Raw genomic sequence first — 21,453 nt, forward strand, 5'->3', positions numbered from 1 at the left:
TGGCGACCCTACGGGGATTCGAACCCCGGTACTCACCGTGAAAGGGTGATGTCCTAGGCCTCTAGACGATAGGGTCAAAACCTAAGAACCGATTTCTCGTTTCCGATAATCTTTGGTGGAGGTAAACGGGATCGAACCGATGACCTCTTGCATGCCATGCAAGCGCTCTCCCAGCTGAGCTATACCCCCGTATCGGCAAGTTTTACAATTTACTTGTTGCTGCTCACCGAAGACTCGAATTATAGGGCGTATTTCAGCGCTTTTGCAGTCTTTCGATAATTTTTTCACGACCGAGTAATGCAAGCACCGCGTCCACCGAGGGCGTATGGGCTGTGCCGACGGCCAAAACACGCACTGGCATCGCCAGCTGCGGCATCTTGATACCGTGCGCCTTGAGCACCTGCTTGAAGCCGGCGCTGATCGCCTCCTTGCTCCAATCGCCCTCTTGCAGCACCTGCAGCAACTCGTCGATCACCGGAATGATCTCCGGCGTCACATGGGTGCTGAGGTCTTCCGCGCTGGGCTGCGCGTCCTGGTAGAAGACGCTGGCCCATTGCGCCAGGTCCGCCAAGGTGTCGCAGCGATCCTTGAACAGTGCGCAGATGCGCGGCAGGCGGCCGTCGCCCACGGTGATGCTGTCCAGACCCAGGTTCTTCATGAACGGGGTCAGCATCGCAGCCAGCTCATCATCGGGCGTCAGCTTCATGTGCTGGGCATTGACCCAGCGCAGCTTGGCCTCGTCGAACTGGCCCGCGCTGCGGCCCAGGTGGTCCAGGTTGAACCACTCCAGAAACTGCTGGCGCGAGAAAATCTCGTCATCGCCGTGGCTCCAGCCCAGGCGTGCCAGGTAGTTCACCATCGCATCGGGCAGGTAGCCTTCGTCGCGGTACTGGGTGACGGCCTTGGCGCCATTGCGCTTGCTCATCTTCTCGCCCTGCTCATTGAGCACGGTGGGCAGGTGGGCAAACACGGGCACATCGGCGCCCAGCGCTTCAAAGATGTGGATCTGGCGCGGCGTGTTGTTGACATGGTCGTCACCACGGATCACATGGGTAATCGCCATGTCCATGTCATCAACGCAGACGCAGAAGTTGTAGGTCGGCGTGCCATCAGGACGGGCAATGACCAGGTCATCGAGCTCGGAGTTCTGGAACTCGATGCGGCCCTTGCACTTGTCTTCCCAGGCCACAACACCGGTCAACGGCGTCTTGAAACGCAGCACGGGCTTGACGCCTTCGGGCACCGGCGGCAGCACCTTGCCCTCTTCGGGGCGCCAAGTGCCGTCGTAACGTGGCTTTTCCTTGTTGGCCATCTGCTTTTCACGCAGCGCGTCCAGCTCTTCCATACTCATGTAGCAGGGGTAGACGGCGCCCTTTTCTTGCAGGGTGGCCAGCACTTCCTTGTAGCGGTCCATGCGCTGCATCTGGTAGAACGGGCCTTCGTTGGGGTCCAGTTGCAGCCAGGCCATGCCTTCGAGAATTACATCGACGGAGGCCTGGTTGGAGCGCTCCAGATCGGTGTCTTCGATGCGCAGGATGAAATCGCCCTGGTTGGCGCGTGCAAAGGCCCAGGGGTATAGCGCCGAGCGGATATTGCCCAGATGGATAAAGCCGGTAGGCGACGGGGCAAAACGGGTACGTACTTTGGTGCTCATGTCAGGGTATCCAGGCCGCGCAACAGGTCGGCTTTCAAATCATCCAGGTGTTCCAGGCCGACGGAGATGCGGATCAGGCCCTGGCCCACGCCAGCGGACTGGCGCTGCTCTTCAGTCAGGCGGCCGTGCGAAGTGCTGGCCGGGTGGGTGATCGTGGTCTTCACATCCCCCAGATTGGCCGTGATCGAGCACAGCAAGGTGCTGTCAACCACATGGAAGGCATTGGCGCGCAGCTGTTCCGCGCCCTCACCCACCACATCAAAGGCCAGCACGGCGCCGCCCATGCCGTTTTGCTGGCGCATCGCCAGCGCATGCTGCGGGTGGCTTTCCAGGCCAGGATAGTACACCCGGGCCACCTTGGGATGCGACTCCAGCCAGCGTGCCAGCTCCAGCGCGGCGGCGCTTTCGGCCTTCACACGTAGGGACAGGGTCTCCATGCCCTTCATCACCACCCAGGCGTTGAAGGGCGAGAGGTTCAGACCCCCGCTGCGCAAGAAGGTGCCCATGACCTTGTCGACCAGCGCGACGGTGCCGCAGACGGCGCCCGCCATCACGCGGCCCTGGCCATCGAGGAACTTGGTGCCCGAATGCACGACCAGATCGGCGCCGAGCTTGGCCGGTTGCTGCAGCACCGGCGTGGCAAAGCTGTTGTCGACGGCCAGCAAGGCGCCATGCGCATGGGCCAGCTCGGCCAGCGCGGCAATGTCGCACAGGTCGGTGAGCGGATTGGTCGGCGTCTCGGCAAACAGCATGCGCGTGTTGGGCCGGATGGCGGCCTTCCAGGCCTCCACATCGGTTTGCGACACAAAGCTGGTTTCCACGCCAAAGCGGGCCATCTCGGTGCCCAGCAGCTTGATCGTCGAGCCGAACATGGACTGCGAGCAGATCACATGGTCGCCAGTCTTCAGCACGGTCAGCGCCACCAGCAAGATGGCGGACATGCCCGTCGAGGTGGCGATGGCGCACTCGGTGCCCTCCATCGCGGCCAGGCGGCGCTCAAAGCTGGTCACCGTCGGGTTGCCGGTGCGGGTGTAGGTGTAGCCCTCTTCCAGCGCGGCAAAGCGGCGCGCGGCCGTCTCGGCATTGGGCTGCACAAAGCTGCTGGCCAGGTACAGGGCTTCGCTGTGCTCGCCCCATTGGCTGCGCTCCACCGCCTCACGGACCGCCAAGGTATCGGGATGCAGGCCCGGCGGCAATTTCTTATCAGTCATTCTTCTTCCCAAGCAGTACGCAGACCACTATCAAGCCGCATCCGTCACATCTGCGTTGCGCAGTGACAGACGCGAGGTATCGAGATCGTCCTCTTCGGCGGACACACGGCCTTCATTGACCTGCGAGATGCCTTCGGGCGTGATGCCGGTGACATAGACACCGTCAAAGCACGAGGCCTCAAAGCCATGCACGCCCGTGTTGAGCTTGCCCACAGCGTTCTTCATGCCGTCGACGTCCTGGTAGATCAGCGCGTCGCAGCCGATGTACTGGCGAATCTCTTCGAGACTGCGGCCATGGGCCACCAGCTCCTTGGCGGTGGGCATGTCGATGCCGTAAACATTGGGGTAACGCACCGGTGGCGCCGCGCTGGCCAGGTAGACCTTGTTGGCGCCAGCGTCGCGCGCCATCTGCACGATTTCCTTGGACGTGGTGCCGCGCACGATGGAGTCATCGACCAGCAGCACATTGCGGCCCTGGAACTCGCTGCCGATGGCATTGAGCTTCTGGCGCACCGATTTCTTGCGTGCGCCCTGGCCCGGCATGATGAAGGTACGGCCCACATAGCGGTTCTTGACGAAGCCTTCGCGGTAGGGCTTGCCCAGCAGCTGGGCCAGTTGCATCGCACTGGGGCGGCTCGATTCGGGAATCGGGATCACCGCATCGATCTCGTTGGGCGGCACCATCGAGATCACGCGCGTGGCCAGCGACTCACCCAGGTTCAGCCGCGCCTGGTAGACCGACATGCCATCGAGCACCGAATCCGGACGGGCCAGGTAGACAAACTCAAAAATGCAGGGGTGCAGGCTGGGGCTTTCGGCGCATTGCTCGAAGGTCAGCGAGCCATCGTCGCCGATGAACACCGCTTCGCCCGGGGCGATATCGCGCTCGAGCTGCTGCATCGTGCCTTCGAGCGCCACCGATTCGCTGGCCACCATCACGGTGCCATCGGCACCACGGCCAATGCACAGCGGGCGGATGCCGTTCGGATCGCGGAACGCCACCACACCGTGGCCGGCGATCAGTGCGATCACCGCGTAGGAGCCCTGCACGCGCTTGTGCACCGCACGGATGGCGTTGAACACATCCTGCTTTTGCAGCGGGATGCCGTGCGTGGCACGCTCCAGCTCATGGGCGAACACGTTGAGCAGCACTTCCGAGTCGCTCTCGGTGTTGGTGTGGCGGTGGTCGGTGGAGAACAGCTCCTTGCGCAGCTGCACGGCATTGGTCAGGTTGCCGTTGTGCACCAGCACGATGCCAAAAGGCGCATTGACGTAGAAAGGCTGGGCTTCCTCCTCACTGTAGGCATTGCCTGCAGTGGGATAGCGCACCTGACCCAGGCCGACATTGCCCGGCAAAGCCCGCATATTGCGGGTACGGAACACATCCTTGACCATGCCTTTGGCCTTGTGCATGAAGAACTTGCGACCCTGCTGGGTTGCAATGCCTGCTGCATCCTGTCCACGGTGTTGCAGCAGCAACAGCGCGTCATAGATCAATTGATTGACCGGCGTGCTACTGACGACTCCGACGATTCCACACATATTGAGCGTTCCAAAAACGTTAACGCGGCTCTGCCGCGATGCGTGAACCAGCTTCGGTGAGCTGGTCCACCAGTGAAGACCAATGTCTTCCCATTTCTTGCGGCATCCATGGCCGCAACACTGACACTGCCGACACCAGATGCGGTGCGAAGACTGAAGTGTTCCAGATTTGCGATTCCCGCATCGATGTCAGCATAAAAACCAGAGCGATCAACACAAGTAGTAACACCCCACGAAGGGCACCAAACAGCGCGCCCAGCGTGCGGTCAAAGGGCCGCAAACCCACGATCTGAACCAGTTTGCCGATGATGCGAATCACCAGGCCCAAGGCAAAGATGGCGACAACAAAGACGATCACAAGGCCTGCGGCGATCCGCACACCCTCGTCCATTTCCTGCATCGGCAGCCACATGCCTACCTCAGCGCCCCACAGCCGAGCCGCAAAAAAGGCCAGCACCCAGCTGATCAGCGACAGCACCTCGAACACCAGACCGCGCATGGCGCCGATCAGCACCGACCCCAGCAGGATCAAGATAAATACCCAGTCCAGGGCCGACATGTCAATGCTCCGCCCGCAGGGGCCAGGGAGCGCCTGCCAGCGCCCGCACCCGGCATGGGATGAATGGCAATGACGAGGCGCGGTAGAAAGGTGTCACAACAACAGGTGGTGGGGTCGGCAGTGGGCAGCGGCGCCAGTCTTACATCGGCAGCAGCGCAGCGGGCAGGCCCTGGGCGCGCACCTTGGCTGCGGCGCTGTCGGCCTCTTCCTTGCTGTTGAAAGGCCCCACCCGCACACGGATGCGGTTGCCCGACGCCGTCTTGACCGACTGCGTATAGGCCGGCACACCGGCCATCTGCAGCTTGGCACGCACCTCGGCCGCCTTGCTCTCCTCGGCAAACGCACCCACCTGGATCGCATAGCGGCTGGCAGCGGCCGCCGGCTTGGCAGCGGGGGCAGCGGCTGGTGCTGCTGCAGGCGCAGTGGCCGTGCGGCCTTCCATCATCGCGCGGACCCGGTCGGCCTCGTCATCGCGCTTGGGCTTGGCGGGTTCTGCGGGCTTGGGCTTGGGCTCTTCCTTGGGCTTGGCCTCCGGTTTGGGCTCGGGCTTGGGTTCGGGTTTAGACGCTGGCTTGGGCTCAGGTTTCGGTTCTGGCTTGGCAGCGGGCTCTGGTTTGGCCGCTGGCTCGGGCTTGGCGGTGGGGGTCACAGGCTTGTCCGCGGGTTTGCTGGCAGCCGTGGCAGCTGCTGCGGCGGCCGCTGCTGCCGTAGCGCCAGCGGCCGCTGGGGCTGCGTTGCTTCTTGCGCCAACAATCTCTTCGCCTGCATCCAGGCCATTGTCATTGCCCGAATGGCTGCCGTGCGGCGCTGCGGCGTTGGACGCAGGCGGCACGGCCAGGGCGGCCACGCGCTCGCGGTCCGGGATCTCAATCGAGGCATTGACTGGCACCGGGCGCGGCTGGGTGTCGAACAGCATCGGAAAACCGATGATGGCCGCCAGCACCAGCACGGTGGCACCAATCAGGCGGTGGCGCGCGCGGCGGCGCATGGCATCCACACTCTCAGCGGGATTGCTGCGCGGCGCGCGAATCACGCGCGGGCTCTCCGCTTCCTGTTGCTTTTTACCGGGCCATCGAAGATTGAAAATTGCCATGGACGATTGGAGGTGGAGCTTGAAAACAGGTCGCTGGGAGCGGCCCCATCGTGGGGCTGCTTTTAGTTCAGGTGCTTGGCATCGAGCCGTGGCACACCGTGCTTCAACACCCCGCCCACCGTAAAGAACGAGCCGAAAACGACGATTCTATCAGCGGGCCCTGCCGCTTCGACGGCCGCCTGGAATGCGGCCATCGGGTCCGCGTAACAAGCTGTAGCCACTTCGCGCCGCTGGTCGGACAGCAGGTGCACGGCATTCCATTTGGACTGCAGGTCCACCGCCTTCTCGGCCCGGTCCGTGGGCAGGTCGCAGAAATACCAGCGGTCCACCAGGGGGCCCAGCTTGCGCAGCATCGGCGTCAGGTCCTTGTCGTGCATGGCACCAAAGACGGCATGGGTGGTGGGAAAGTAGCCCATCGCATCCAGGTTGGCCGTCAGTGCGGCAATCGCATGCGGGTTGTGCGCCACATCCAGCACCACCGCCGGCTGGCCGGGCACGATCTGGAAGCGGCCGGGCAACTCGACCATGGCCAAGCCATTGCGCACGGCCTGGGCCGTGACCGGCAGCACCTGGCGCAAGGCCTCGTAGGCGGCCAGCACGCCAGACGCATTGACCAGCTGGTTGGCACCGCGCAGCGCCGGGTAGGCCATGCCGGCATAGCGCCGGCCGCGCCCTGCCCAGCTCCACTGCTGCTTGTCGCCTTCATAGTTGAAATCGCGGCCAAAGCGCCACAGGTCGGCGCCAATGCTCTGCGCGTAATCGATCACGCTTTGCGGCGGCACCGGGTCGCTGACAACGGCCGGTTTTCCCGGGCGCATGATGCCGGCCTTTTCCCGGCCGATCGATTCGCGGTCCGGGCCCAGCAGGTCCATATGGTCCAGGTCGATGCTGGTGATGACCGCGCAGTCCGTGTCGATGATATTGGTGGCGTCCAGCCGGCCGCCCAGGCCCACTTCCAGAATCGCCACATCCAGCCTGGCCTGGCTCAACAGGCGCAGGATCGCCAAGGTGGTGAACTCGAAATAGCTGAGCGAAATCTCGGGCGCCTGCAGGCGAGCCGCTTCCACCGCTTCGAAATGCGGCAGCAGATCGGCGGCCGAGACAATCTCGCCATGCACGCGGCAGCGCTCTTCAAAATGCACCAGGTGGGGCGAGGTGAACACCCCGGGGCGGTAGCCGGCTTCCAGTGCCACGGCCTCCAGCATGGCGCAGGTCGAGCCCTTGCCATTGGTGCCCGCCACCGTGATCACCGGGCAGGCAAAGCGCAGCGCCAGGCGCTCGGCCACGGCATTGACGCGGGTCAGCCCCATGTCAATGGTTTTGGGATGAATCTGCTCGCAGTGGGCGAGCCACTGCTCCAAGGTATCGAAACGGGTTTGCATGGGGCCAGATTGTCGCGTAATTGCGGCTGTGTCATCATTGCTGTCCATGAGTAACCACACCATCGCCGTCTACGGCATCCCCAACTGCAGCACCGTCAAAAAAGCCCGCACCTGGCTGGAGGCGCAGGGCGTCGACCACCAATTCCATGATTTCAAGAAAGCGGGTGTGCCCGCCAGCCATCTGCCCGACTGGATCGCCAAGGCCAGCTGGGAAAAGCTGGTCAACCGCCAAGGCACCACCTGGCGCAAGCTGGATCCCAACGTGCAACAAGCCGTGACGGACGCCGACAGCGCCAGTGCGCTGATGATTGCCAACCCCAGCGTGATCAAGCGCCCGGTGGTCGAATGGGTCGATGGCTCCGTCACCGTGGGCTTTGATGAGACGGTTTGGAGCAGCAAGATCGCCTGAGGGCCCTCAGCGGATTCCGCTGGGCGGTGTTGACCGGCGCTTTACGCTGCGACATGGCGCAGATACACGCCAAGGGCAGCATGGGCGCATGCTGAACTTAATGCCTGCAGCCTGGTCTTAGATATTTGTGCAGGCGGTGTAAAGCGTGTCGCCCAGTCTAGGTACTGGCGCGTTGAGCACCCAGCAACTTATCGCTTTTTTGGAGGCATTCATGCCACATCTGCTCTCAGCCCGCCTGATCGTGCTGGCTGCGCTGTCCACCTTGGCGGCAGCCAGCCCCTCGGTCTGGGCCCAAAATTATTCGCCCTCGTCCGATCCCTTCTTGCCGCAGCAAGCGCCTGGCGCGCAGCCACCACTGCCTGCGGGCGAGCAACCCTATGGCCGGGTGCTGTCGGTCACGCCGGCCTACCGCCAGGTCAACACGCCGCAAACCGTCTGCAATGACCAGCAGGTGTATGCCGGCCAGCGCACCTCCGGCGTGGGCGCGATTACCGGCGCCGTCGTCGGCGGCTTGCTCGGCAACGGCATTGGCCATGGGTTTGGCCGCGCAGCGGCCACCGGCGCTGGCGTCATTGCCGGCTCAGCCATCGGCAACCAGCTCGAAGGCGGCACCCCCAGCTACCAGACAGTGCGGCAATGCGCCAACCAGTACACCACGCAAAACCAGCCCGATGGCTACAACGTGGAGTATGAATACGCGGGCCGCCGCTACAGCACGCGCACGGCCACCGCCCCCGGTGAATGGCTGCCGCTGAGCGTGCAGCCTGCCGCAGCGGCCTACGACAACCCACCTGCGCAGGACTATGCCTACACGGCTCCTGAGCCCGGCGTTGTCGTCAGCAGCCAGCCGGTCTACCAGCAGCCCGTCTATATGGCGCCGCCCCCGGTCTATGTCGCGCCGGCGCCTGTGTACTATGCGCCGCCGCCCGTCATGCTGCAGCCCTCGGTGCAGATTGGCGTGGGCGGTTACTGGGGCGGCCACCGCGGCCACTGGCGTTAAACCAAAGAGCGACGCGCCATTGCGGTGTCGCGTCCCGGCCAGGTGTGGCCCAGCCAGGTGTGGCCCGGCCACCAGCAGCAGTACTCCGGTACTGCTGCTTTTTTATGCCTGCCATGCCGCTCAACTGCCCCACCATGTTCCAGAGACGGGCAAAGGCCTCGCCTACAATGGCGGTTTTCCTCCATTTACCTGTTGTCTTCCATGATCACTGAGAGCATCGACGGCGTACGCCTCACCACCAAGGCCAATGTTTATTTTGATGGCAAGTGCGTCAGCCACAGCTACCAGCTGGCCGACGGCACCAAGCAATCGGTCGGTGTGGTACTTGCAGCCACCTTGACCTTTGGCACGGCCGCCGCCGAGATCATGGAGTGCGTTGCCGGCGCCTGCGAGTACAAGCTCGACGGCAGCGACGAATGGAAAAAGTCCGGCCCTGGCGACAAGTTCAGCGTTCCGGCCAACAGCAAGTTCGATATCCGCGTGGCCGAGGCCTACCACTACATCTGCCACTACGCCTGATTTTTGGGGCCAGCGCTGGGCTAGCCAGCGCCTGCCTCCCGCTGCACACTGCTGCTCGGGCCGATCGCTGAACCAGCCCACACCCGACAGCACCGCAGCAGCGCCTGTTTTTAGAGAAAAGCCACACCATGGAAACCATCCTGCAACATGTTCCCGTCGGCCAGAAGGTCGGCATCGCCTTCTCCGGCGGCCTCGACACCAGCGCAGCCCTGCGCTGGATGAAGAACAAGGGCGCGCTGCCCTACGCCTACACGGCCAACCTGGGCCAGCCCGATGAGTCCGATTACGACGAGATCCCGCGCAAGGCCATGGAATACGGTGCCGAGAAGGCCCGCCTGATCGACTGCCGCAGCCAGCTGGCCAACGAAGGTATTGCCGCCATCCAGGCCGGCGCCTTCCACATCTCCACCGGTGGCATCACCTACTTCAACACCACGCCGCTGGGCCGCGCCGTGACCGGCACCATGCTGGTGGCCGCAATGAAGGAAGACGACGTCAACATCTGGGGCGATGGCTCGACCTTCAAGGGCAATGACATCGAGCGTTTCTACCGCTACGGCCTCTTGACCAACCCTGCGCTGAAGATCTACAAGCCCTGGCTGGACCAGACCTTCATCGACGAGCTGGGCGGCCGCGCCGAGATGTCAGCCTTCATGACCAAGGAAGGTTTTGGCTACAAGATGAGCGCAGAGAAGGCCTACTCGACCGACTCCAACATGCTGGGTGCCACCCACGAAGCCAAGGACCTGGAGTTCTTGAACAGCGGCATCCGCATCGTCAACCCCATCATGGGCGTGGCGTTCTGGAAGCCCGAGGTCGAAGTCAAGGCCGAGGAAGTCTCCGTCACCTTTGAAGAAGGCCGCCCTGTGGCCCTGAACGGCCAGCGCATCGAAGACCCGGTCGCCTTCTTCCTGGAAGCCAACCGCATCGGCGGCCGCCACGGCCTGGGCATGAGCGACCAGATCGAGAACCGCATCATCGAAGCCAAGAGCCGCGGCATCTACGAAGCCCCCGGCATGGCGCTGCTGCACATCGCCTACGAGCGCCTGGTGACCGGCATCCACAACGAAGACACCATCGAGCAGTACCGCATCAACGGTCTGCGCCTGGGCCGTCTGCTGTACCAAGGCCGCTGGTTTGACCCACAGGCCATCATGCTGCGCGAAACCGCCCAGCGCTGGGTGGCCCGTGCCATCACCGGCACCGTGACCCTGGAGCTGCGCCGTGGCAACGACTACTCGCTCTTGAACACCGAATCGGCCAACCTGACCTACAAGCCCGAGCGCCTGTCGATGGAAAAGGTGGAAGACGCGCCATTCAGCCCCGCTGACCGCATTGGCCAACTGACCATGCGCAACCTGGACCTGATGGACACCCGCGACAAGCTGGCCATCTACACCCAGACTGGCCTGCTGACCGCCAGCGGCAGCCACGCGCTGCCCCAGTTGGGCAACGACAAGAAGTAATTCCCCAGCGGAATCCTTCCACTCAGCAAAACCGCTGTGTGCCTGCCAAGGCCACGGCGGTTTTTTTATCGTCTGAATACGCTGGGGAAGAACGGTGCTCAGGCCTCGGCCACCAGGTAGACCTTCTTCACAAAGCTGTCCACCTCCCAGTGGCCGGTCCAGCCCTCGGGCATGATGAAATGGTCGCCCACGCCAAAACGGTGCACGGTGCCATCGGGGTCGACCAGGCGGCAGTCGCCTTCGACAATGACGCAAAACTCGATATATCCCTGCACATTGGAGCTGAAGTGGCCAGCGTTGGACTGCCAGGTGCCCGAGCTCACCTTGCCGCCCAGACCCTCGAACACATTCATGGTCTGGTACTCGGTATCGCCGCTGATCGGGCGGCTGGGCTTGCCGATGACGGGATTGACCAGGGTCTTGGCGGGCCAATGGATGATGGAGATCTTGGGGGCAGCGGGCGTGGCAGAGGTGGCAGCGGCGGCAGTGGACATGGCAGTGATCAATAAGCGTTGCAAATGCGCAAGCAGCGATTATCTGGCAGCGCTGGTGCGCTGCGCCTCAGCGCTGGGACGAAAAGCCAAAGAAAAGGCGGCACCGATGGTGCCGCCTTGCTGCATCTGCTGCGCCTGCAGGCCGTCTCGCCTGCAGCGCATGCAGGCGTCGCAGATCAGTGGAACTGCTCTTCCTCGGTCGAGCCGGTCAGCGCCTTGACGCTGGACGAGCCGCCCTGGATCACCGTGGTCACATCGTCGAAGTAGCCTGCGCCCACTTCCTGCTGGTGCGAGACAAAGGTGTAGCCTTGCTCGCGGGCAGCGAATTCGGGCTCCTGGATCATCTCCACATAGTGCTTCATGCCTTCGCCACGGGCATAGGCGTGGGCAAACTTGAAGGTGTTGTACCAGTTGCTGTGGATACCGGCCAAGGTGATGAACTGGTACTTGTAGCCCAGCGCCGCCAGCTCGTCCTGGAACTTGGCAATCGTCGCGTCGTCGAGGTTCTTCTTCCAGTTGAACGATGGCGAGCAGTTGTAGCTCAGCAGCTTGCCGGGGCTGGAGGCATGCACGGCCTGGGCAAATTCGCGGGCAAAGCCCAGGTCCGGCGTGCCGGTCTCGCACCACACCAGATCGGCGTAGGGCGCGTAGGCCACGCCACGGCTGATCGCCTGCTCCAGACCGTTCTTGACGCGGTAGAAGCCTTCTTGCGTGCGCTCACCCACCAGGAAGGGCTTGTCATTGGCGTCGTGGTCGCTGGTGATCAGGTTGGCCGCTTCGGCATCGGTGCGGGCCAGCACAATCGTGGGCACACCCATCACGTCGGCGGCAAAACGCGCAGCGATCAGCTTCTCGCAGGCTTCATGCGTGGGCACCAGCACCTTGCCGCCCATGTGGCCGCACTTCTTGACGGCAGCGAGTTGGTCTTCAAAGTGCACGCCGGCAGCGCCCGAGGCAATCATGTTCTTCATCAGCTCGAAAGCATTGAGCACGCCGCCAAAGCCCGCTTCGGCATCGGCCACGATCGGCAGGAAGTAGTCGATGAACTCCTTGTCGCCCGGGTTCACGCCCTTGGCCCACTGGATCTCGTCAGCGCGCTTGAAGGTGTTGTTGATGCGGCGCACCATGGTGGGCACCGAGTCATAGGCGTAGAGCGACTGGTCGGGGTACATGGTCTCCGAGGTGTTGCCGTCCGCTGCCACCTGCCAGCCCGAGAGGTACACCGCTTCCAGACCCGCCTTGGCCTGCTGCATGGCCTGGCCTGCGGTGATTGCGCCAAAGGCATTCACATAGCCCTTCTTGGCACCGCCATTGATCTTGTCCCACAGCACCTGGGCGCCGCGCTGGGCCAAGGTGTACTCCGGCTGCACGCTGCCGCGCAGACGCACCACGTCCGCAGCCGAGTAGCCGCGCTTGACGCCCTTCCAGCGGGGGTTTTGCGCCCAATCCAATTCAAGGGCGGCAATTTGCTGTTCGCGGCTGAGTTGCTGGTTCAGTTTCTGAGACATGGGGAACTCCTGTGGTCAAGTGGGTTGAACTAACGGATTGAAAACTGGTGGACAGATACCGTCTGTCCATGGCTCTTACTGTACGCCTGCCCCGCCGTATATTTTTGTCTTATGTCTTATATAAGACCAATTCTTAATCATTAAAAATCAACACACTATTAATACTATTCCGCATTAAGAAATGCGATTTCTCGTATTGAGAAATATTGACGCACTGCAATATCAGCATATTTCACAATATGAGAATACGTTTTCAGAACCACTGCTGTCCAGGCTGCAGCAGCGCTGCCTGCCAGAGGCTGGCCAATTGCGGCATGATGCGCATGGCCCATTGTGCAAAGCGGATATGACAGCTTGCTTGCGCCTGGCCCCGCCTGCCCCATCGCCCTGCTCCCCCATTTAGTCTTTGCACCCATGCGCATCCATAGCAAGCCCTTGGCTTATTTCTACCTGGCACTCAGCATGTCGCTGGTGGGCGCCTATGTCGCGCTCTCCAAGCCACTGGCCGCCACTTTTCCGGTCTTGCTGCTGGCCTGGCTGCGTTTTGGCATTGGCGGGGTGGCCATGCTGGGCTGGCTCAAACGCCCAGCCCACGAGGCGCCATTGCCCGCCAAGGCCAAGGGGCTGCTGTTTCTCGAATCCTTTTTTGGCAACTTTCTCTTCACGCTGTGCATGATCACCGGCGTGTCAATGACCAGTGCCGTCACCGCCAGTGTCACGATGGCGACGATCCCGGCAGCCATTGCGCTGCTCAGCTGGCTCGTGCTCAAGGAGCGCATCAGCGGGCGCGTGATGGTCGCCATCAGCCTGGCCGTGCTGGGCATTGTGCTGCTGGCCTTGGCCAAGCCCGCTGCCGGCGCACATGCGGGCGCGGCTGCAGCCGCTGCCGCCGATGCGGACCCCGGCAAGCACTGGCTCGGACAGCTGCTCCTGGTGGGCGCGGTGTTGTGCGAGGCCTGCTACGCCGTCATCGGCAAAAAGCTCACCAGCAGCCTGAGCCCCAAGCGCATTGCGGCGCTGATCAACCTCTGGGGCTTTGTGCTGACCCTGCCTTTTGGTCTGTACCTGGCCTGGCATTTTGACTTTGGCCAGGTGGGCACCGCCACCTGGCTGCTGCTGCTGGGCTATGCCTTGGCGGCCTGCATGGTCACCGTCTGGCTGTGGATGACCGGGCTGCAGGTCGTGCCCGCCTCGCAAAGCGCAGTGTTCACAGTGATGCTACCGCTGTCCACCGCGCTGGTGGGTGTGGTGTTTCTGGGCGAAACACTGGGCGGCCTGCAGATGCTGGCCTTTGCGATTGCCGTCTCCAGCCTGGCACTGACCACGTTGCCAATGCCCCTGCGTGGCAGAGGGCAGACAGTTTTGCGACGCGACCCCGATTGACACCGCCTTGGGAGCCAGTACCATGCTCCGAGGGGAAAAGGCCCCAATCTGACAAGAATCAACGCCCTAAGCTGCTTGTTGATAGCGTTGATCCATCAACAAAGGTTAGCAAAGCTAAAACAAGCAACATTTCGAGGCAAAAAAATGCGGCGCTCCCTTGGAAAGCGGTTTTTTTGCCGTTAGCATGGCCGTAACCAGCGGAGGGAAACTCTGGCTGGCGATAGAGATATTGACACAAGGAAACCAAAACATGGCAACCGCATCTAAGACCGCAGCGCCTGCAAAGAAGCGCACCCCCAACGCAGCCTTCATGAAGCCGCTGACCCCAAGCCCAGAACTGGGCGCTGTTGTGGGCACCGCTCCACTGCCACGCACGGAAATCATCAGCAAGCTGTGGGTCTACATCAAGGCCCACAACCTGCAAGACGCCGCCAACAAGCGCATGATCAACGCCGATGACAAGCTCAAGAAGGTGTTTGGCAAGCCCCAGGTGTCGATGTTCGAGATGGCTGGCCTGATCGGCAAGCACGTCAAGTAAGTCCTGCCGACCTTGCGCAGCGCAGTCCTTTGCGCTGCCGTCCAAAAACCAGCATCAGGCATGCTGGTTTTTTTACGCCTGCTCTTCACAGGCAGGCGCTGTCCCTCCAAGCGCTGCGCCAGCACGCCATGGCCTTTATCGATGGATGGCAAGGGCCGTGCAAAGCGTGCAAGGAGACCTTTCCTTGGGCAGCGATGGACGCCATTTCTGCCCACATTCACCCTCCTCATGCAGCATTCAACCGCCCTTTGCGCAATCACGCGGCCCGGCAGATCTGTGTGAAGCCGCCAAGGCTTGCTATTTTTTGTGTAAGCATGCTTCCAACAGCTGATTGCACAGACTATTGATTTATAACAATAAATACTAACAATCTGGTCCAAATACACAGGCTATCGCCTAGCTATGGGCCACAGCACCCCTATTGCGCTCAGGAGATTATTGCGAATGCGACAAATTCTTATTTATAATTCCCTTCAGTTATTCACTAGCCAGCCACCACGCTGTTCATCTGACCATGATCGTTTGTGTTTGCCGCCGAGTCTCGGACAAAGAGATCGCTCGCCACGCGCATGCGGGTATGTCGTTCGATGAGATCCAGTTCGAACTGGGTGTTGGACTGCAATGCGGCTGCTGCGAAGGTTGCGCCCGCGATGTGGTCGAGCAATGCAGCGCGTCGCGTCCGGTTGCTGCCTTGCGCAATGAAGCAGCAGTGCACCCGGTCCAGCTTGCCACCACCATCATGGAAAGCAAAGCATGGAACTCTTCGCCGCTGTCCTCGGTAGCCTGATTCTGGTCGCTGCCTCTCTCTGGTGGGTCTTTCAGAAATAAGCCACCAACGCATTGATATGCCGTGCTGCGGCTTCAGGCTGCAGCATTTTTTATTGCCCTTATGCTCTCACCAGACCCTTACAGCCCCTCCAAAAAAATGGGGCGCAATATCGTGGTTACGGGTTCGGTGCTGGCAGCGCACGTCGCAGGTCTTTGGGCCTTGCAGGCGGGCCTGCTCAAAAGTGCAGCAGTCGAGATGCCCAAGCCCGAACCGGTCATGGTGCAGCTGATTGCGCCCGAGCCGATGCCCGTGGTTGCGCCGCCCCCTCCTCCAACTCCCAAGCCGCCACCGCCCGCACCGACGCCGCCGCCAAAGCCCACGCCCAAGCCCGTCCCCAAACCTGCGCCCAAGCCCCAGGCGATCAAGGACCCAACGCCTGCGCCCAATGCCGTGACCGGCACCACCGAGGCCCAGCCACCGGCACCGCCCATCGAGGCGCCGCCGCCCGCTCCGCCGTCTCCTCCACCGGCTCCGCCCGCACCGCCAGCGCCTCCACCGCCACCGGTGATCCAGCTGCCGTCGAGCAATGCCGCCTACCTGAACAATCCCGCTCCGCAGTACCCGGCCATCAGCCGCCGTATGGGCGAGACCGGGACCACCATCGTGCGCGCCTACATCGACGAAGAAGGCAAGCCCCAGGAGCTGCAGCTCAAGAAGTCCAGTGGCTATGACCGTCTGGACCAGGCCGCCATGGATACGGTGCGCAAATGGCGCTTCAAGGCAGGCACCTCCAACGGAACTCCCCGGCCCATGTGGGTCAACGTGCCCATCAAGTGGGAACTCAATTAAATCGAACGGAAATAGGATCAGTTATGGACTCGCAATTCGGCATCGCCCACGTCTGGGCTCAGGGAGATTTCGTGACCAAGACGGTCGCAGTCATTCTGGTGGCCATGTCTCTCGCTTCCTGGATCGTGATCGTCATCAAGGCGCTCGACATCATGCGTTTCAAGAAGTACGCCCGCAATGCCCAGGACTTCTGGCACAGCGCTGACTTCGCAGCCGGCCTGAGCAAGCTGGGCGAGCAAGGCGACAACCCGTTCCGCCAGTTGGCCATCGAAGGCCGCGAAGCCACCGCGCACCACCGCAAGACGGCCGAGCACCTGCATGACTCGCTGGACGTCAGCGACTGGATCACGCGCTGCCTGCGCAATGGCATCGATGAGTTCACCGCGCGCGCCCAATCCGGTCTGGCCGTGCTCGCATCGGTTGGCTCCACCGCCCCCTTCATCGGCCTGTTCGGTACCGTCTGGGGCATCTACCACGCGCTGGTGGCCATCGGCATGTCGGGCCAGTCCTCGATCGACAAGGTCGCCGGCCCCATCGGTGAAGCGCTGATCATGACCGCACTGGGTCTGGCTGTGGCCATCCCTGCCGTGCTGGGCTACAACGCACTGGTGCGTGGCAACAAGTCGGTGCTTAACCGCCTCAACAGCTTTGCCCATGACCTGCATGCCTTCTTCGTGACCGGCACCCGCCTGAATGTGGACTCCAGCAAGCCCGGCGCCGTGGTCACGCCGCTCAAGAAAGGTGCCTGATCATGGCTTTTGGAACGCAAGACGATGCCGATGAGGTCATGAACGAGATCAACATGACGCCCTTGGTCGACGTCATGTTGGTGCTGCTCATCATCTTCATCATCACCGTGCCGGTGATGAAGCACTCGGTCAACATCGACCTGCCGCGTGCCGTCAACACGCCGGAAGACGCCAAGCCCGACACCATCCAGCTGGCCATCCTGCCCGATGGCACCTACAACTGGAACGGCAAGGCCGTGAGCGACGCCGAGCTGGAATCCAATATGCAGGCCGAGGCCAGCAAGGAGCCCCAGCCCGAGCTGCACATCCGCGGTGCCCGCGACGTGAAGTACGAGAAAGTGGCCCAGGCGATGGCTGCTGCCCAGCGCAGCAACCTGAAGAAGATCGGCTTCATCACCGACCAGGTGGGCGAGTAAACCGTCCACCCTCCCGGCAAGGGCTCCAGCAGGAGCCCTTTTTTCATGGCGGATGCAGACCGGATCAGGTTTACCCGCAGTGACGCCCAAGCGACGCCAGCCGCCCGCTTGCCCTGCCTAAACTGGACCGCAGGACAAGCGCCGTGGCGACCTGTACTGGCCGAAGCAGCGGCGGGCAAACCGACCATCACCAGCGCCTCCCCCAACTATCACTAGATTGAGGAGACACCGATTGATGAAGACGTCCCGCACCCAGCCAGTACCTACTCCCTTGCGCCGGCGCCAGATGCTGCGCCTGGCCGTTGCCAGCGCAGCTGCCGCCAGCGGCCTGCCACTCGCCACGGTCGCGCGCGCAGCCAGCGACAAGGCCAGCTTCCCGACCAAGCCCTTGCGCGTGATCGTTCCGTTTGCGCCGGGCGGGGCCACCGATGTGCTGGCGCGCAGCGTCAGTGACCGGCTGGGCCAGCAGCTGGGCCAGCCGGCCATCGTCGACAACCGCCCCGGCGCAGCGGGCCTATTGGCCTGTGATGCGGTGGCCAAGGCAGTGGCCGATGGCCATACCTTGACCCTGGGGACGACCAGCACGATGCTGTCGAACCAGTTCATGTTCAAGAAAATGGCCTATGACCCGCAAAAGGACATGGTGCCGGTGGTGCGCATCTGCTGGGCGCCGATTGTGCTGGTCACCAACAGCCAGGTGCCTGCACGCAATCTGCAAGAGCTCATCGCCTATATCAGCGCCAACAAGGGCAAGCTGTCCTACGGCAGCTATGGCATTGGCTCGCAAGGCCATCTGGTGCTGGCGAGCCTGAGCAACCTGACCCAGGCGGACATGAGCCACATCGCCTACAAGGGCGAGGCGCCGATGGTGCAAGACCTTGTGGGCGGCCAGTTGATGATGGGCATCGGCAGCATCCTCTCGCTCAAGCAGCATATCGACAGCGGCAAGCTGCGCGCCATCAGCTTTACCGGCCCCAACCGCGTGCCCGCGCTGCCCGATGTGCCCACCTTTGCCGAACAAGGCCACAAGGAAGACGCGTTCACGATCTCCGGCTGGCTGGGCATGGCGGCCACTGGCGGCACGCCGGCGCCCGTGCTCGAGCAGCTTGGCGCCGAAGTGCGCAAGGCCCTGCAGTCGCGTGATGTCAATGCCCGCGTGCTGGTGGCCGGCTTTGTGCCTTTGACCGATGACAGCCCGGCGCGCTTTCAGGACGACTGGAAGCGTGAGCTGCCGATCTGGAAAAAGCTGCTGGCCGATGCCGGCGTGCAGCCGACCTGAGCGCCTGTTGGCGCCTCGTCATGCCTGCTGGCACCTTGATAAGTGCCTCGATTAGCACCCAGATAAGCAACTGGATTCGCGCCGCAAAGGCCGCACCAGCCTGCCCCCGCCACGGTCCCCCACCCCGCGACCGTGGCTTTTTGCCTTTTACCGTGGCAAATTTCAAATAAACACTGGACTTCACGAATACGAATCGTTATCATTTGCTTCAGTTTTATCCCTGTGAGCACTGCCATGCAAACCATCGCCCTACCCGCCACCCCGCTTGCCGCTGCCAGCAAGAGTGCCAGCGCGTCCCAAGGCCATGCCACGCAATCGGCCGCGCTGGAGAGCAGTGAGCTGCTCCAAGGCGCCAAAGCGGTATCCATCGTGCACAACGGCGCCATCTACCGTTTGCAGACCACCAAGCTGGGCAAGCTGATCCTGACCAAGTAAGCAAGCCCGGTACCGGATTGCTTCCCCTCCCCCAAAGGCCGGGGCAAGCGCCCAGCTTCGTGCACAGCAAAAAGCCAACTCCTGGAAGTTGGCTTTTTTATGCGCGCCGGGTTTGCGATGCAGGGGGCTCGCTACACACCCAGCGGCAAATCCGCGTGCTTGAGCGTGCGCAGCACAAAGCTTGACTGGCTGTGGCGTATGCCCTTGATCTTGTAGAGCTTCTCACGCAGCAGGCGCTCGTAGTCGCGGGTGTCCTTGACGACCACGCGCAGCAGGTAGTCGTACTCGCCGGAGACCAGGTGTGCCTCCACTACCTCGGGGATGGTGGCCAGCAGCTCGCCAAACTTTTCCAAGGTGTTGTCGCTGTGGCTGTCGAGGGTCACCATCACCAGCACCGTATCGCCCAGGCCCAGCGCCTGGGGCGACAGCCGCACCGAATAGCCCTGGATCACGCCGGCCTCTTCCATCTTCTTGATGCGGCCCCAGCAGGGCGAGGCGCTCAAGCCCACCGCCTGGCCAATCTCCTGCAGGCTGGCGCGGCTGTTGTGTTGCAGCTGGCGGAGTATTTTGCGGTCCAACGTATCGAGAAGCATGATTTTCTGCAACAATCAAGAATTTAGAATATTTTTCTATATTAATGGCATTAACCCAGAAAAACAAAATATTTTTTGGCGTACAGGCCGGCATACTTTCTGCATCGAAACACTTTTACCGAAGTCTCTTTCTGGCAGAGCCTGCTTACCGGCAGCCCCTCTCTCCACCAGCCCCCAGGCGGTTACCGCTGCCATGGGGGCTGTTGCATTGCGGCGCAGCTGGCGCCTTCTGCAAACGCCGCTGCCATCGTCTGAACACGGTCCCAGCAGATCCACATCCATGCCACTTGGCAACGGTGACGCAGAGGCCCCCTCGCTCGCTTCTTATGTAACAAAACTATTGCATTTGCGTCCCCGTTTCCCTGCGCAGCTTGCGCCTGTGCCATGGCATAGTGGCGCCCTGGAACAACGACAACAGACCGCCCTCTATGCGCCTAAGAGTTTGGAGATCAGCGCATACGAACGGTCAATAAGCAGCTATGTTTAAGCGACTCAACGAACTGTCCGAAAGCCATGGCGCCTTGCGCGCGGGCCGGGGCATGGTGGCCGGCGTCATTGCGCTGATCTTGGCAGCCCTGTGCTTTTTGGGCGTACTGGCCTTTCACTTCCCGCAGTACCTCACCACGCCTGAGCTGCGCCGCAGCTACAACGTCGATGTGATGCGCCAGCTGCTGTTCTGGAGCATGGTGATTGCCGGGGGCCTGTCGGTCGCGCTGATCGTGCTGGGCCGGGTGCGCTGGTTGGCCGCCTCGGCTTTTGGCCTGGTGGTGCTGTCGGCGCTCTTGGGCGGCCACAAGGTGCCCGTGGGCAGCTTTGCCACCAACACGCCCTATATCGGCCTGGACTGGTTCATTCTCGACCTGCTGGGCAGCGCGCTGATCTTCATCTTTATCGAAAAGCTGTTTGCGCTGCGCAAGGACCAGCCCGTCTTCCGCCCCGAGTGGCAAACCGATTTCCACCACTTTCTGGTCAACCACATGGTGGTCGGCTTTGTGCTGCTGGCCACCAACCTGATGGTGCACCAGTTCTTTGGCTGGGCCGCCCATGACGGCATCCGGGGCTGGGTCGCCAATCTGAACTTCTGGGTTGCGCTGTTCCTGATCCTCCTGGTGGCCGATCTGGTGCAGTACTGGACGCACCGCGCCTACCATGAGGTGCCCTTGCTCTGGCGCATCCACGCGGTGCACCACAGCGTCAAAAGCATGGACTGGCTGGCCGGCTCGCGCCAGCACATTCTGGAGCTGCTGATCACCCGCACCCTGGTGCTCGCGCCCATCTATGTGCTGGGCTTTAGCAAGGAGGTGATCGATGCCTACATCATCATCGTCGGCTTCCAGGCGGTGTTCAACCACGCCAATGTCAGCGTGCGGCTGGGCCCGCTGCGCTATATCATCGTCACGCCCAACTTCCACCACTGGCACCACAGCCAGGATGCCGAGGCGCTGGACAAGAACTACGCCGCCCATTTCGCCTTTTTGGACTATGTGTTTGGCACCGCCGTCAAGAGCGATAAAGTCTGGCCTACCGATTACGGCGTGCTCGGCGACTATGTGCCCAACGGCTTTTTCAAGCAGCTGAAGTTTCCCTTCACCTGGAAGGGCTGAG

22 protein-coding genes and 2 tRNA genes are annotated in these 21,453 nt (G+C 62.1%); 13 read left to right on the plus strand and 11 right to left on the minus strand.

Annotated features, from left to right (window positions below):
• The 8 genes from WH303_RS11870 to folC all read right to left on the minus strand — a co-directional run bounded on the left by WH303_RS11870 (position 1) and on the right by folC (position 7,441).
• Positions 1–76: transfer RNA gene (locus WH303_RS11870), tRNA-Glu, on the minus strand.
• A 37-nt stretch (positions 77–113) separates the two neighbouring features.
• Positions 114–189, minus strand: a tRNA-Ala gene (locus WH303_RS11875).
• 64 nt (positions 190–253) lie between these two features.
• A complete protein-coding gene (gene gltX, locus WH303_RS11880) occupies positions 254–1,654 on the minus strand; it encodes a glutamate--tRNA ligase (RefSeq protein WP_339518681.1) in 1,401 nt (466 codons plus the stop codon).
• Positions 1,651–2,865 carry an O-succinylhomoserine sulfhydrylase gene (locus tag WH303_RS11885; RefSeq protein WP_027011308.1) on the minus strand — a complete coding sequence of 405 codons (1,215 nt, stop codon included), beginning with the start codon at positions 2,863–2,865 and terminating at the stop codon, positions 1,651–1,653. The genes gltX and WH303_RS11885 overlap by 4 nt, the downstream gene beginning before the upstream one ends.
• Before the next feature lie 30 nt (positions 2,866–2,895).
• A complete protein-coding gene (purF, locus tag WH303_RS11890; RefSeq protein WP_021028623.1) occupies positions 2,896–4,407 on the minus strand; it encodes an amidophosphoribosyltransferase in 1,512 nt (503 codons plus the stop codon).
• 19 nt (positions 4,408–4,426) lie between these two features.
• Complete coding sequence (locus tag WH303_RS11895) at positions 4,427–4,966, minus strand: CvpA family protein (RefSeq protein ID WP_312986399.1); 540 nt, start codon at positions 4,964–4,966, stop codon at positions 4,427–4,429.
• Positions 4,967–5,105: 139 nt separating this feature from the next.
• Positions 5,106–6,059 carry an SPOR domain-containing protein gene (locus WH303_RS11900; protein WP_339518683.1) on the minus strand — a complete coding sequence of 318 codons (954 nt, stop codon included), beginning with the start codon at positions 6,057–6,059 and terminating at the stop codon, positions 5,106–5,108.
• A gap of 62 nt (positions 6,060–6,121) precedes the next feature.
• Positions 6,122–7,441, minus strand: a complete 1,320-nt coding sequence (gene folC / locus WH303_RS11905; RefSeq protein WP_339518685.1) for a bifunctional tetrahydrofolate synthase/dihydrofolate synthase — start codon at positions 7,439–7,441, stop codon at positions 6,122–6,124.
• Between the two features lie 46 nt (positions 7,442–7,487).
• Here folC and WH303_RS11910 point away from each other — a divergent pair, with 46 nt between their 5' ends.
• The 4 genes from WH303_RS11910 to argG all read left to right on the plus strand — a co-directional run bounded on the left by WH303_RS11910 (position 7,488) and on the right by argG (position 10,835).
• Entirely contained in the window at positions 7,488–7,850 is a 363-nt protein-coding gene (locus WH303_RS11910; protein ID WP_339518686.1) for an ArsC family reductase, read from the plus strand.
• 211 nt (positions 7,851–8,061) lie between these two features.
• A complete protein-coding gene (locus tag WH303_RS11915) occupies positions 8,062–8,850 on the plus strand; it encodes a glycine zipper 2TM domain-containing protein (protein WP_339518687.1) in 789 nt (262 codons plus the stop codon).
• Between the two features lie 201 nt (positions 8,851–9,051).
• Positions 9,052–9,369, plus strand: a complete 318-nt coding sequence (gene ppnP, locus WH303_RS11920) for a pyrimidine/purine nucleoside phosphorylase (RefSeq protein ID WP_021028618.1) — start codon at positions 9,052–9,054, stop codon at positions 9,367–9,369.
• Between the two features lie 128 nt (positions 9,370–9,497).
• Positions 9,498–10,835 carry an argininosuccinate synthase gene (gene argG / locus WH303_RS11925; protein WP_239811673.1) on the plus strand — a complete coding sequence of 446 codons (1,338 nt, stop codon included), beginning with the start codon at positions 9,498–9,500 and terminating at the stop codon, positions 10,833–10,835.
• A 98-nt stretch (positions 10,836–10,933) separates the two neighbouring features.
• Here argG and WH303_RS11930 read toward each other — a convergent pair whose 3' ends face one another.
• Positions 10,934–11,329: a cupin domain-containing protein gene (locus WH303_RS11930; protein ID WP_339518691.1), complete on the minus strand. Its 396-nt coding sequence runs from the start codon at positions 11,327–11,329 to the stop codon at positions 10,934–10,936.
• Positions 11,330–11,505: 176 nt separating this feature from the next.
• Complete coding sequence (aceA, locus tag WH303_RS11935; protein ID WP_021028615.1) at positions 11,506–12,837, minus strand: isocitrate lyase; 1,332 nt, start codon at positions 12,835–12,837, stop codon at positions 11,506–11,508.
• A gap of 414 nt (positions 12,838–13,251) precedes the next feature.
• Between aceA and WH303_RS11940 the strand changes: the two genes are divergently transcribed.
• The 8 genes from WH303_RS11940 (at position 13,252) to hemP (ending at position 19,255) form a co-directional block, all read left to right on the plus strand.
• Complete coding sequence (locus tag WH303_RS11940; RefSeq protein ID WP_021028613.1) at positions 13,252–14,220, plus strand: DMT family transporter; 969 nt, start codon at positions 13,252–13,254, stop codon at positions 14,218–14,220.
• 250 nt (positions 14,221–14,470) lie between these two features.
• Positions 14,471–14,758 (plus strand): SWIB/MDM2 domain-containing protein, encoded by a 288-nt coding sequence (locus tag WH303_RS11945; RefSeq protein WP_021028612.1) that lies wholly within the window; start codon positions 14,471–14,473, stop codon positions 14,756–14,758.
• A gap of 514 nt (positions 14,759–15,272) precedes the next feature.
• Entirely contained in the window at positions 15,273–15,545 is a 273-nt protein-coding gene (locus tag WH303_RS11950) for a (2Fe-2S)-binding protein (RefSeq protein ID WP_021028611.1), read from the plus strand.
• 102 nt (positions 15,546–15,647) lie between these two features.
• Positions 15,648–16,376 (plus strand): energy transducer TonB, encoded by a 729-nt coding sequence (locus tag WH303_RS11955; RefSeq protein ID WP_312986414.1) that lies wholly within the window; start codon positions 15,648–15,650, stop codon positions 16,374–16,376.
• A gap of 23 nt (positions 16,377–16,399) precedes the next feature.
• Positions 16,400–17,125: a MotA/TolQ/ExbB proton channel family protein gene (locus WH303_RS11960; RefSeq protein ID WP_021028610.1), complete on the plus strand. Its 726-nt coding sequence runs from the start codon at positions 16,400–16,402 to the stop codon at positions 17,123–17,125.
• A 2-nt stretch (positions 17,126–17,127) separates the two neighbouring features.
• Complete coding sequence (locus WH303_RS11965) at positions 17,128–17,541, plus strand: ExbD/TolR family protein (protein ID WP_339518696.1); 414 nt, start codon at positions 17,128–17,130, stop codon at positions 17,539–17,541.
• 235 nt (positions 17,542–17,776) lie between these two features.
• On the plus strand, positions 17,777–18,820 hold the full coding sequence (locus WH303_RS11970; RefSeq protein ID WP_339518776.1) for a Bug family tripartite tricarboxylate transporter substrate binding protein: 1,044 nt from the start codon (positions 17,777–17,779) through the stop codon (positions 18,818–18,820).
• A 234-nt stretch (positions 18,821–19,054) separates the two neighbouring features.
• Positions 19,055–19,255, plus strand: coding sequence for a hemin uptake protein HemP (gene hemP / locus WH303_RS11975; RefSeq protein WP_021028607.1), 201 nt, complete (start codon positions 19,055–19,057; stop codon positions 19,253–19,255).
• Between the two features lie 131 nt (positions 19,256–19,386).
• Here hemP and WH303_RS11980 read toward each other — a convergent pair whose 3' ends face one another.
• Positions 19,387–19,848 (minus strand): Lrp/AsnC family transcriptional regulator, encoded by a 462-nt coding sequence (locus WH303_RS11980; protein WP_043341700.1) that lies wholly within the window; start codon positions 19,846–19,848, stop codon positions 19,387–19,389.
• A 479-nt stretch (positions 19,849–20,327) separates the two neighbouring features.
• Between WH303_RS11980 and WH303_RS11985 the strand changes: the two genes are divergently transcribed.
• Positions 20,328–21,452 carry a sterol desaturase family protein gene (locus tag WH303_RS11985; protein WP_339518700.1) on the plus strand — a complete coding sequence of 375 codons (1,125 nt, stop codon included), beginning with the start codon at positions 20,328–20,330 and terminating at the stop codon, positions 21,450–21,452.
• The last annotated feature ends 1 nt before the right edge of the window (position 21,453 follow it).

The sequence above is a fragment of the Comamonas sp. MYb69 genome (assembly GCF_037479315.1).
Classification (GTDB): domain Bacteria; phylum Pseudomonadota; class Gammaproteobacteria; order Burkholderiales; family Burkholderiaceae_C; genus Comamonas.